The organism is Veillonellaceae bacterium, assembly GCA_025992895.1.
Classification (GTDB): domain Bacteria; phylum Bacillota; class Negativicutes; order Veillonellales; family Dialisteraceae; genus Dialister.
In genome coordinates this window covers 1,805,001-1,817,898 of the sequence record DAJPGA010000001.1, presented here as the reverse complement: position 1 = coordinate 1,817,898, position 12,898 = coordinate 1,805,001, and the positions used below count along the sequence as shown (strand labels likewise).

General features: G+C 46.5%; 10 protein-coding genes and 1 other RNA gene (1 of these 11 running past the window's edge). 9 read left to right on the top strand and 2 right to left on the bottom strand.

Going from position 1 to position 12,898, the window contains the following annotated elements; all coding sequences use genetic code 11:
• Positions 1-17: 17 nt before the first annotated feature.
• Entirely contained in the window at positions 18-509 is a 492-nt protein-coding gene (gene queF, locus OIM03_07900) for a preQ(1) synthase (protein HJI74190.1), read from the bottom strand.
• Between the two features lie 67 nt (positions 510-576).
• On the bottom strand, positions 577-2,154 hold the full coding sequence (locus OIM03_07895; GenBank protein HJI74189.1) for a Ppx/GppA family phosphatase: 1,578 nt from the start codon (positions 2,152-2,154) through the stop codon (positions 577-579).
• A gap of 569 nt (positions 2,155-2,723) precedes the next feature.
• On the opposite strand from OIM03_07895, the gene OIM03_07890 reads away from it, so the two are divergent.
• The 9 genes from OIM03_07890 to OIM03_07850 all read left to right on the top strand — a co-directional run.
• Entirely contained in the window at positions 2,724-4,280 is a 1,557-nt protein-coding gene (locus tag OIM03_07890) for an exopolyphosphatase (GenBank protein ID HJI74188.1), read from the top strand.
• Positions 4,281-4,282: 2 nt separating this feature from the next.
• A complete protein-coding gene (ppk1, locus tag OIM03_07885; protein HJI74187.1) occupies positions 4,283-6,457 on the top strand; it encodes a polyphosphate kinase 1 in 2,175 nt (724 codons plus the stop codon).
• A gap of 630 nt (positions 6,458-7,087) precedes the next feature.
• Positions 7,088-8,065 carry a 3D domain-containing protein gene (locus OIM03_07880; GenBank protein ID HJI74186.1) on the top strand — a complete coding sequence of 326 codons (978 nt, stop codon included), beginning with the start codon at positions 7,088-7,090 and terminating at the stop codon, positions 8,063-8,065.
• A 117-nt stretch (positions 8,066-8,182) separates the two neighbouring features.
• Positions 8,183-8,614 (top strand): signal peptidase II, encoded by a 432-nt coding sequence (lspA, locus tag OIM03_07875; protein HJI74185.1) that lies wholly within the window; start codon positions 8,183-8,185, stop codon positions 8,612-8,614.
• A complete protein-coding gene (locus tag OIM03_07870; GenBank protein ID HJI74184.1) occupies positions 8,614-9,540 on the top strand; it encodes an RluA family pseudouridine synthase in 927 nt (308 codons plus the stop codon). The genes lspA and OIM03_07870 overlap by 1 nt, the downstream gene beginning before the upstream one ends.
• A complete protein-coding gene (locus OIM03_07865) occupies positions 9,540-10,490 on the top strand; it encodes a P1 family peptidase (GenBank protein HJI74183.1) in 951 nt (316 codons plus the stop codon). Before OIM03_07870 ends, OIM03_07865 begins: the two co-directional genes overlap by 1 nt.
• A gap of 70 nt (positions 10,491-10,560) precedes the next feature.
• Positions 10,561-10,905: a transfer-messenger RNA gene (gene ssrA / locus OIM03_07860) on the top strand.
• Positions 10,906-11,046: 141 nt separating this feature from the next.
• Entirely contained in the window at positions 11,047-11,364 is a 318-nt protein-coding gene (locus tag OIM03_07855) for a thioredoxin family protein (GenBank protein ID HJI74182.1), read from the top strand.
• Between the two features lie 206 nt (positions 11,365-11,570).
• Positions 11,571-12,898 carry the 5' portion of a sel1 repeat family protein gene (locus OIM03_07850; protein ID HJI74181.1) on the top strand. Its footprint extends 187 nt past the window's final position, so only the first 1,328 of its 1,515 coding nucleotides appear in the window; it begins with the start codon at positions 11,571-11,573; its stop codon lies beyond the right edge, outside the window.

Sequence of the window (12,898 nt, the reverse complement as noted above, 5' to 3'; positions counted from 1 at the left end):
ATGCCTTTTTTGTCTTTTTAACGGTTGTCGATGCGTTCCGGATTCAAATCGTGGTGCAGCAGGCGGTAACGTGCAAAGTCCTTCCATTCCGTCCCCGGAATTCCATAGTTGCAGAATGGATCGATGGAGAGGCCGCCTCTTGGCAGGAACTTGCCCCATACCTCGATATAACGCGGGCGAAGCAGACGGATCAGGTCGATCATGATCTGATTGACACAGTCTTCGTGGAAGTCGCCATGGTTTCTGTAGCTGAAAAGATAGAGCTTCAGTGATTTGCTTTCCACCATGTATTTATCAGGAATATAGGAAATGTAAATCGTAGCGAAATCCGGCTGGCCTGTCTTCGGGCAGAGGCTCGTAAATTCAGGACAGTTGAATTTGATGAAATAATCGTTGTCCTGATGCTTGTTCTCAATCTTCTCGAGAAGGCTGGGATCATAGTCATAGGAATACTTCGTGTTTTTATTTCCAAGCTGGTTGAGCTTGTCTAAATCATCTCTCTGGCTCATTGTTCACCTCAAATAAATAAATTTCTATATTTGCTAAGTATACCATAATTCATCCGGAATGTAAAAATTACAGTTTTCTCGCAGTCTGGACAAGCTTATTGGCATTCCTGCTTCCAGGGAACCACTGTACACGGAGGGGAACGCGGAAAACCTTTTCAAATTCGCGGAGAAGATGGCCTGTTGCATGAGCCGGTACGTCGAAATTGTTCCTGCTTGTGTAAATACGAAGATCCATGGCATCCTTGGCAGATGTGCAGATGACCTGAGTAATGCACTGTTCCTGGCTTTCATCGAGTCCCTCGGCAAGTGCCAGGAAGAGGGCTGCTTTTCTGACGTCGAGCATTTCCTCTTCAGAAAGGATTTTCGAAGCATCATTATTCCTTATATATTTCCCTGAGAATCCGTGGTGGAAAGCACAGAGGAGAGAGCACATGACCTGTTCCTTCTGGGACCAGCCGAAAATGTGTGCATTGGCCGCGATGTATGCGCTGTGGCGCGCATGGTTGTAATAGTTGATCATGGAGCCTGAATCATGAAGGAAACCTGCAGCCATCAGGAGCGTACGCATACGGGAGCTGAGTCCGTGGACATGCTTCCACTGATCGAACATGGAAAGGGCAAGGGCAGTGACATAACGGGAATGGAATGCGTATTCCCCGGTAACCGTATGGAGATAATTCTTGATGGAATTGATCAGCATGTGCTGGCGCTTATCCCCGTCCTTGTCATAAATCGGATCATAGTAGTGGAAGAAGAGCCCTTCACGAAGGCCGCATCCGGATATCGTAAGATAAGATGACTTGGCTTTCCTGATGATTTCCTGAACGGTCAGGGCGCCTGCAATGATGATGTCAGCGCGTTCGGAAGAAAGGCCGCTGATGTGCTGGCGCTCTTCGAAGGTCTTGGAGGTAATATCTTTTACCATTTCAAAGAGATCTTCGGAAGGCAGATTGTAATTATGCAGTTTTGGAAGCGGATAGCCTGTGCTTCTCTGGTGAACTTTTGCAAGGTTTCTGACAGTTCCTCCGACTCCTATGACAAGAAGAGGCGTTTCAGGGAACCAGGTAATCTTATCGAGCTTAGACTGAATGAATTTTCTCATTTCAGTGAGCTTCGATTGGGAGACCGTCCCGGAAGACTGGAACATCTCTGTTAATGTAACAGCACCGTAGGGAATGCTGACGGAGTGAAGGCGCTTTTTGTTTTTTACAAGAGAAATTTCCACGCTGGCTCCGCCCAGATCGAAGAGAAGGAAATCCTTGCGGTCGATCGTGTGGATGACGCCGGAAAAACCGAGGGCGGCTTCTGCGCGCCCGCTGATGATCGTCATGGAAATGCCTGTAGTCATGCGGACACGCTTCAGGAAGGAAGCTCCGTTTACAGCATTCCTTACTGCAGCAGTGGCGACAGCCAGCACTTTCTTTACCTTCTGGACTTCAATAATATGCGCATATACAGTCAGGCATTTCAGTGCACGCTCCTGTGCTTCTTCCGTCAGGAGACGCGTCTCCTGTGTCATGCCTTCCGCAAGGCGGATGGATTTCTTTTCCTGATAAATGAGTTTGTAGGATCCCTGCTCTCCGATCTGCATGACAATGAAGCGGATCGAGTTGGAACCCAGATCAATAATAGCTATACGGTCCATGAAATCTCCTTTTATAGCGAAGCGGCTGAATACATGCCGCGTACTTCTTGCATTCTTATTTATTTTACAACAGATATGCCTTGAATCAAAGAATGCGCCTTGCCATATACAAGATTTTTACAAAAGAATCACAGGAGGCATGGGATGACCATTTATCATGAAGGGAGACGGGGATTTTATACTTTCTTGATAAATAAAAAGGAATGGATTCCAGAAAGATGCGAAATTCATAGAAAAATAAGGTGGTGCGCACATCGACAGTTGGCTATGGAATGGATATAATAATAAATAATATATTATAAATAATTTAATGCATTGTAAATTGATGCAGGGAAGTATCTGAACAAAATGTTTTGCACCTGCCTTCTTAAAACGCATGCAAATTATTTGTTTATAGTATAAGAAGCAGCATAGGCATTTTTTTCATGAAGAATCTGCAGAAGGGCAGAAAGTGATAAAAATGCTTTATATCTCAGAAAAATGGATATTTTTACGTATGTTTTACATGCATGGTGTAGGCTGTATGTGTACTGCTGACGTCAGTTAATTTAAAGGAACGGGGGATCTCTATGGCAGATCGAAAGCCGCTGGTTTACGGGATCATCCACATTGGATCATCAAACGTATCGATGAAAATTGTGGAATATGCCAGCATGGATGAAATGCGCATCATTGAATCAGTCCGCAAGGACACCAGTTTCGGTGAAGAAGTCTTCAATCACAGGAAGCTTTCTTTTGATTCAATACGCAAATTATGCCGTATGCTGAATGGTTTGAAACAGCTTTTATCGGATTATCAGGTGAAGGTGTATGCAGTTTATGCGACTGCAGTCATCCGCGAAGCGGAGAATGCCAGATCCATTCTTGACCTGATCCGGGTCAATACGGGTTTTAATGTGCAGGTTGTCGACATGCCGCAGGAAATATATTTCAAGCATTTCGCACTGCAGTACTTATTAAGAAGATTCAACAAGGAACAGGAGGGGCGCCTGGGAAGGAATTTCCTGTTTGTGGATATTACTTCAGGCTGCGTAGGCCTTACTGTATGGGAACACGGTTCACTCTGCTTCCAGCACAATGTCCACATCGGTACGCTCCGCCTTCTGGAAACGTTCAAGACGAATCAGAGGGATTCCAGATATTTCCCGGAAGCACTCGGGGAATACATCCATGCAATCATGGAACCACTCTGGATGTTTGTCAGAAATCATCAGATCGATACAGTCATTTTCTCCGGCCGCGAAGCAAGAATCGTAGGAAAGCAGCTGAATCTTGAGCTGGACAGCCAGAGCATTGCGGAAGTGAAGCCGGAAACCTTCTACAAATATTATGAAGAGTCGGGAAGGCTCTCCACTTCCATGCTGATGCAGAAAAATCACATCAGCGAATCCACAGCGGCAGTCATCAGTCCGACAGTTCATATATATAAGGAAATATTAGATAATATTCCCGCTACAAATGCTGTCATGATGGGCATGACATTCCTTCAGGCTTGCTGCATGTTCTACGGCGCGCAGAAGGTGAAGGATCCGGCGCTTCTGTACATGAGAGCGCAGAATCTTGAACTCACCAGATCGATTGCGGAATCGTATTACTATGAACCGGCCCATGCCAAGGCTATGGAACTTTACAGCTATGTAATCATCAGGGCCTTTGACAGGTACAACGGCCTCAATGAAAGAGATGAATTCCTGCTGAGGATGGCCATCATCCTTTACCAGATCGGCAAGTATGTCAATCTGCTCGGGTCCTCTTCCTCGGCATGGAATATTATCCGCGGAACTGATATCTTCGGCATCTCCGACAAGGAAAAGGATATTGTGGCATGCATTGTCTATTACGACCATAAAGGCGAGCCGACGGATGAGGATGAACCTTTCCGCGTGCTTCCGGATGATTCCAAGATGACAGCCATGAAGCTTATTTCCATTTTCCGTCTGGTCCGTGCCATGGATATGTCCAGAAAGCAGAAGCTCAAGGATGTCACGGCAAGGATTACAGGTGATTCGCTTCTTATTGAATATGAGAGCGATGAGGATACAGCTCTGGAAACATGGATTTTTGATAAAGAAAAAGAACTTTTTGAAAACGTGTTTGGCATGGAAGCCAAATTTGAACGGAGGTAGCTATGGACGTAGATGTTAGAGACCACCGGTATTATCTGAACCGGGAGCTGTCGTGGCTGCAATTCAACAGAAGAGTACTGCAGGAAGCAGTCGATGCGAATAATCCTCTTCTGGAAAAATTAAAATTTCTTGCGATTACCAGTTCGAACCTGGATGAATTTTTCATGATCCGCGTGGCCGGATTGAAGCACCAGAAGGAAAATGGCGTCAAGAGAAGAGATATTGCCAACATGACGCCGGAAGAACAGCTGGAAGGAATTTCTGACGTATGCCAGAAGCTCGTTGCCCGCCAGTACAGATATTTGAAAGTCCTTCTGCAGGAACTTGAAAGTGAAGGACTGTACTTCATTCATCCGGATGAAGCTTCTCCTGAACAGAAAAGATGGCTGGAAGAATATTTCGAACGCGAGATATTCCCGGTAGTGACACCTATGGCTGTCGACTCTTCCCATCCATTCCCGTTCCTTGCATCCAAGAGCCTGAACCTTGCCATGCTGCTGGAAAGAAATGAAAGGGACATGACGCAGGATGAAGAGAATGATATTGATATCAAGACTGCCATCGTTCCTGTTCCTTCCGTGCTGCCGCGCATTATCCGCCTTCCGGATAATAAGGACATCCCGGGAAGACATGATTTCATTTTCCTGGAACAGGTCATCCGTTATTATGCGACACGTTTCTTCATCGGCTATGACCTTTTGGAAGCAAGACCTTTCAGACTTACCCGCGATGCCGATCTTTATATAGATGAAGAAGATGCACAGGATCTCGTTGTCGAAGTAGAACGCCAGCTGAAGAAAAGACAGAGAGGCGAAGCCGTCAGAATCGAGTTCGAAAAGGGCACGAGCCGCTTTATGCGCCGCTTCATGACTTCTGAAATGAATCTTGAAAAGGAAGACATGTATGAGATTGACGGCCCTCTGGACATGACAGTATTCTTCTCCTTCTGCGGTATCAAGGGGTATGATCATCTCCGCTATCCGGAAGCCCATCCGCATCATCCATGGTCGATGATCCAGCTTGAAAAAGAAGGAAAGACCAATATATTCGACATGATCCGCCAGAAAGATCTCATGGTTCATCTGCCGTATGAATCCTTTGACGATTCTGTCGTTAATTTCGTGGCAGAAGCTGCCGCAGATAAAGACGTGCTGGCTATCAAGCAGACACTGTACCGCGTCAGCTCATCGAGCCCGATCATCCAGGCGCTTGAAAAAGCAGCGCAGAATGGCAAGCAGGTCACAGTCCTCATGGAAGTCAAGGCCCGCTTTGATGAAGCCAACAACATCCTTATGGCAAGACGTCTTGAAAAAGCAGGTGCTCACGTTATTTACGGCCTTGTAGGCCTCAAGACTCATTCCAAGTGTACGCTTGTCATCCGCCGCGAAAAAGACGGCATCCGCCGCTATGTCCATGTAGCAACGGGCAACTACAATGCATCGACAGCCAAGCTGTATACGGACCTTGGCATCTTCACCTGCAATGATCACTTCGGAAGCGATGCATCTGCATTCTTCAACCTGCTGTCCGGTTACTCGGATCCGCCGATCTGGGATTCCTTTATCGTAGCGCCGATTAATCTCAGAGAACGCTGCGTGGAACTCATTGACCGTGAAATATCCTTTGCCCTGCAGGGGGAAAATGCACGAATCGTTGCAAAGATGAATTCTCTTCTTGATAAGGAAATCATTGCCAAACTTTATGAAGCGTCCAGAGCAGGCGTCAAGATCGAACTCATTGTCCGCGGCATCTGCGTCCTGATACCGGGGATCCCCGGCATCAGCGATAATATTACGGTCAGGAGCCTTGTCGGAAGATTCCTCGAACACAGCCGTGTATTCTGGTTTGAAAACGGCGGCCGCGAAGAATTCTATATCGGCAGCGCCGACTGGATGCCAAGAAACCTGAATGACCGCGTAGAACTTATGATTCCGGTCAAGGATGCTGAACTTTGCGAAAGACTCAAGAAGATGGTAACTCTTGAACTCAATGATAACCAGAAGGCGCATATCATGCAGTCCGACGGTATGTGGATCAAGGAAGTGGCACCGGAAAACAAAGTGGGTGCACAGGCTGAATTCCAGAAAATAGCAGAAGAGAGAGACCAGGAAGCAGAAATGACACTGGCTCAGAAAATGGAACCTTACGTTCCTGTTTTCGGATCTTCCAAGGATTGATGCAAAATTTAAGATAAGTTCATAAATGTGACCCTGATGGATATCGTCAGGGTCATTTTTATGTGAAATTATGGGCTTTCCACGGGATGTGGACATGTCCTTTCTGAGTGGAAAAAGTTTAAATTTTCCACTTTTATTTTTAAAAACGTTCTATTTTGGGAATGAGACTATATCAAAATCGAATTTTTTGATAAAATTTCCCACTTGGGCACCAAAAATAGACATAGAAAAATCGCGATTTGTTAAAAAATGGGACAAAAAAGGGCTATCTCGAAAATCAGGAGGGGAAAGGAAGTGGTTAACAATTAGTGGTGCTAATTGCAGCTGACAGGGAAGAAAATACGATAAAATCTACTGATTTTAAGTAAGGATTTTTCTAATATTTCTCAAATGTCTTTTTGCAATAGACATAATTGACAATTAAAGGATGCTAAAATACGCGGTAAATACTGGTAAAACATAAAATCTTATATAGAATACTAGCCAAAATAGATACATTTTTATCTGGTGATAATTTCATAATAAAATCAGATAAAATCTATATAAAACACAACTTATAATATTGTCAACTATCCGTAATTTGACAAAAAGTCTACCTATGATAGAATTAACGCCATAGGAGATAGATTTATGAAAACTTCAACACTCATTAAGGCAAAAAGAACAATAGCAGGTTCTCTCCTTTTGATTGCTGCTTTCAGTCAGACAGATATGGCTCTGGCAGCTTTCGGATTCGGAAACGCTGACGAAGCGAAGGTCGTTACCGTTTACGATGAAAAAGGAAAACAAGTCATTACGACGAATGCTACCAGTTTCAAGAGAGTGCTCAGCGATCTTGATGTTTCTCTCAATTCTTATGACAAGTACTGGACCAGTACAGATGAAGTCAGCAACGGTTCTATGGTTGTTGTTGAAAGAGCGGTTCCTGTAACCATCATCGAAGATGGCAAATCCAGAGTCGTTTATACGACGCAGCAGACGGTCCAGGGCGTAGTGGACGATGCAGGCTATAACTGGAAGAAGATGATGCCGATGGAAGACGGCATGACGAAGGTTAAGAGCGGCATGCAGATCCATGTTGTGCCATATACAGTGAAAAGGGTAAAGCGTACGGAAACGATGCCCGTCACATATAGAAAATGGTACGACGGCGGCCTTCCTTCTGATGCAACAGTCGTTGTTCAGGAAGGAACACCGGGAAAGAGAGAAGTCGAAGTAGAAGAAATTCTTTCTGGCGGCAAAGTAATCAAAACGAACATCATCCGTTCAAACGTCATCAGCAGGGGAACACCCGGCATGGCTAAAACGGGAAATCCGGAAGGCGCTGTGGGCTGGGTGACAACCATGCATGCCAGCGCTTATCATCCAAGTGACGGAGACGGCTATGGTATAACAGCAACCGGAACGAAAGCCGGACATGGCACCGTTGCCGTTGATCCAAGCGTCATTCCTCTTGGTTCCAAGGTGTTTATTCCTAATTACGGGGAAGCAGTCGCTGCTGATACAGGCGGAGCCATCGTGGGAAACCGCATCGACCTCTGTATGGACACATTCCAGGAATGCTACAGCTTTGGCAGAAGAGACGTGGAAGTATTCGTCAACTATTGATTCTATTGATTCATTTTAAAATGGGACAGCATCGGAAATATCCGGTGCTGTTTTATTATGCCTGTGAAAATATGGAAGGGCCGCATATGATATAATGAAACAAAACAGGAGGGTTTTATGCTGACATTGGTTATTGCGGGCCTGACGGCCGTCTTGGATCAGATTGTGAAACTGATCGTTCAAGGAAATATGGAACTGGGAGAGACCATTCCGCTCATCAGGAATGTCTTCCATTTGACATACATCATCAATCCGGGAGCCGCCTTTGGCATATTTCCGCATCAGGAATGGTTCTTCCTTGGCATTGTTGTTGTACTCTATGTGGCATTCTTCATATTTAGAAGCCGCATACCTGCCAAACCGGTTTATTTTTCGGCAGGGGTCGGTCTCCTTTTAGGAGGTGCCCTGGGGAATGCCATCGATCGTGTCAGGATTGGCGGAGTCGTTGACTTTTTTGATTTCAGGATATGGCCGATATTCAATGTGGCTGATATTGCCATTTGCGTAGGCGTGGCTTTGATCGTTTTATATTTTTGGAGAAAAGACTAATGGGTAAAAACGTATATACAGTAAGTGAAAGTGAAAATGGACTGAGGCTTGATAACTTTTTGAAGGACAGATCCGGCCTGTCCCGCGCAGAAGTGCAGAAATGGATCAAAGAAGGCGGCGCCATTCTCTCTCCGGATAAGATGATCCGGCCGAATTACCATGTCCGCACGGGAGATGAGATTTCCTTTAGCTGGGAAGAGAAGAAAGAACTGGAAATCATCCCTCAGGATATTCCGATCGACATTTTATATGAGGATGATGACATGATGGTCATCAACAAGGCTCGCGGCATGGTCATCCACCCCGGTTCAGGCAATCCGGACCATACGCTTGTCAATGCACTTTTGTACCATTGCGGGCCGAAACTTTTTGAAGCATGCGAGGATCCGCTTCGCCCGGGCATTGTTCACCGCCTGGACAAGGATACGTCCGGTGTCATGGTCGTGGCCAAGTCTGCCAGGGCATTTCCTGTCCTGAAAGAGGAAATTGCCACGCATGAAGCGCAGAGGATCTACGTGGCGCTCGTCCACGGACAAATGGAAGGAAATGCAGGCGTCATCCGTTTCCCTCTTGGCAGAAGCACAAAGGACCGCATGAAGTGGGACGTGCAGCCAAAGACCGGGAAACCTGCAGTGACGCATTTCCGTGTCCTTGAATTCATGCCTCATTATTCCTGGATTGAATGCCGCCTTGAGACAGGCAGGACACACCAGATTCGTGTTCATATGGCGCACATAGGACACCCGGTTGTGAATGATCCCTTATATGGATGGAAAAAGGATGCGTTCCCGATTGAGGGACAGGCGCTCCATTCCCGTTTCCTCGATCTTCATCATCCGGTAACGGGGGAAGCCATGCATTTTGAAGCACCGGTGCCTGAAGATATGCTGCGCTGTCTTGAGATTGCTGGAAAGGAGGAGCTTTGATGGATATCAGAACAACACATGTTCCGGGATTTAAAATCGGTACAGCAGAAGACAGGGAAGGCCTTACGGGCGTGACAGTTTTTCTGGCGCCTGAAGATGGCGCCGCTGCCGGCGTTGACGTGAGGGGATGCGCTCCGGGAACAAGGGAAACAGACCTTTTGAGTCCGGAAAAAACCGTGCAGAAAATTCATGCTGTCGTATTATCCGGAGGATCAGCCTTCGGCCTTGAAGCCGATTCAGGCGTCATGAGATACCTGGCAGAACAGGGAATCGGATTTCCGGTCGGTGATTCGGCTGTACCGATTGTCTGCGGAGCAGTTCTTTTTGATCTTTCCATAGGTGATCCGCATGCATTCCCGGATCTTGAAATGGGAATCAAGGCAGCATCCGCAGCCGGGACGGATTTCCCCGTTGGATGTTATGGCGCAGGAACGGGGGCATCTGTCGGAAAACTTACCGGATTTGAACATGCCATGAAAAGCGGTGCAGGATATGCTGAAATCATCCTTCCGGACGGACTGGCTGTAGGCGCCTATATGGCAGTCAATGCATGCGGAGAAATCTATGATCAGGATAAGATCCTGGCAGGAGCTCTGGCAGATGATGATCGTACCATTATTTCCTCACACAGGCTGACGCTTGAAGGATATGAAAGAAATATGGGTGGAAATACTTCCATTGGATGCATCATCACGAATGCAGATCTGACAAAGACGGAATGCCGGATGGTTTCTACCATGGCTCACGACGGGCTGGCCCGCTCGATCCGCCCTGTCCATACATCCATGGACGGAGATACTCTCTTTACCATGGCGTCCGGGGAAGTAAAGACAACCATCGATACAGTAGGATATCTGGCGGAGGAAGCTGTACGCCTCGCAGTGCTTGATGCGGCCGCATCCGCAGAAGGCATGGGCGGAAGACCCGCTTACCGTGATATCATCAAATAATAGAAGAAATTAAATATAATCTTTGACAATTGGAGAATTATCTCGTACAATAGCTAAGTACCTAACTTTTGGGGATGTACCGGTTTCGACAGGAGATTCTGGTTCATAAACAGCGAGTCGGGATTTCATCTACCCCGTTAAACGGTGAAAAAACTTAAACGCAAAACGTGATTTTGCTTTAGCAGCTTAATCTGCTAATGTCCCCTGGCGTTTTCCTATGACCTCAGGCTGACATCAACCAATAGGATACCAATGAAGGAAGTCCGGGACTTCTGCGGAAAACTAATTCTGGAATCGGCAAAGGCAGTTTGTTCCTGTACGATACTTTGCTTAAACTCTAAAACAGTAACTGCACTCGGAGAAATTTATGGGACAGGCTTTTTGGACAGGGGTTCGACTCCCCTCATCTCCACCAAAAACCAAAGCGGATCGTGATGATCCGCTTTTTTGTTACAAAAAAGATCATTGTATCTAAACATTGACAAAAATCAATATGTAAGATATAATGAACTCACAATAGAAATGTAAGTTCCCTTTCGGGAAGAAGGAGAAAATTATGATACAGCCAATTACAGGAACAGAAAACATTGATCAGGTTATCGCAAAGGGCGATGTCATTCTCGGTTTCAGCGCACCATGGTGCGGATACTGCCGCCGCCTGCGCCCAATGGTTGAAAAACTTTCCGAAGAAATCAGCCAGCCGATTTACGGCCTCAACTGCGATGTCGATGAAGAAATCACAAAACGTTATGAAGTGGAAACCATTCCGACTCTGATTTACTTCCATGACGGACAGCCGAAGGACCGCATCATTGGATACGGCACAGTAGGTTATCCGCAGCTCAAAGAGTTTATCGAAAAGAACTCCAAGTAATAAAAACCAGAAAAGCTGTGATTGGAATTATCCGATCATAGCTTTTTTTATTGCCCGAGGCCATTTTGGAAAAAGACTGCAATACTAACCTTCATTCAATTGCACTTTTTCCGTGGTACAATAAATAAAAAGAGCAGAATTCTGCAAAGTGGTGCCGTTTCAAGGTATTGGCTTGCAAGTAAACCAACACAAGGAGAGCGAAAGCAATGAAGAGCACCGAAGATTTACGACTGGGGAAACAGTATCTTAAGATACGATCATATGACAAGGCTTTGGAGCACCTGACCAAGGCAGTCGTTCAGGGAGACCGCGCTGCAGTGAGCCTTCTTTACAAACTGGGCGTCCACTTTTTTGATGAAAAAGAGTATAAGAAGGCAGAGCAGGCTTTCCAGCTGCTGGCCGGCCGCGGTCATGCAGAAAGCTGTATTTATCTGGGAAAAATCAGTGAATACGGTGACACGGGACGGAAGGATATCCAGGCAGCTTTTGGCTATTATGCAGAAGCTTACCGGCTGGGGCTTCCGCGCGGCGCTTACAAGGCAGGCAAATTGATGATGCCGGATGCACTGCGCTCCGAAGAGGTCAGGGATATCGCTGTCAACTGGTTCATGGCGGCTGCAGAAGGGAATCTGTACCAGTCCTATGCCAAATTAGGACAGCTTTACAGTGTAGGGGCCTATGACAGATTTGCAGTTACGAGCCTTCGTGATGACAAGAAGGCTCTGTCATATTATCTGCAGGGCGCCATGCGCGGCGACGGGGAATGCATGGAAAGAGCAGGACTTGCTTTCCTTCATGGTTTTGGTACGGAAATTAATGTCAAGAGGGCTGCTATCCTCTTCCGGCAGGCGGCTGATCATGGAAGAGCGACGGCGTGCATGCGCCTGGGACACCTGTATGATTTAGGCATGGGTGTTTACAGGAATATGAAGCAGTCAGTATACTGGTACATGGAAGCATATCGGAGAGGCATTGAAAGAGGAAAAGCAGAGGCCGCACAGGTCTATCTCCATGCGGGGGTATCATCGCTCCGCTCAGCAAGAAGCAAAAAAGGGAAAGAGCGCGCCGTGGAGTACCTGGAAGAAGCCGGATCGCTTGGATGCCTCGAAGCATACCGTGTTCTGGCGGAGACATCCTATGTGGATGGGGATCAGGAAAAGCGTCTGTATTATTTAAGAAAAGGCGCTGAAGCCGGGAGCGAAGAGTGCAGGAAGGACCTGATTTCCTACTACACCATGCAGGCGATGCCTGTCATGCGCTCTGTTTCCCGTCTTTCCGGACAGGCACATAGAAATAAAGAAGATAAGGAACTTTGGAATATTTACATTGAGCAGCTTAAAAAGGCAGAAGAATTATACAAGAAAGCTGCTGAGGCCGGAGATGCCGATTCCTGGGCAGTCCTTGCCAGAATGTATCTTTATAAAGGACCGGAAGTAGGAGCGGGAAAGCAGGAATTCCTGGAAGCTGCTGAAAAAGGGGAGAATTCCAAGAGAATTGACACCAGAAAACTTCGCTGGCGTTTTTATGCAGGAGA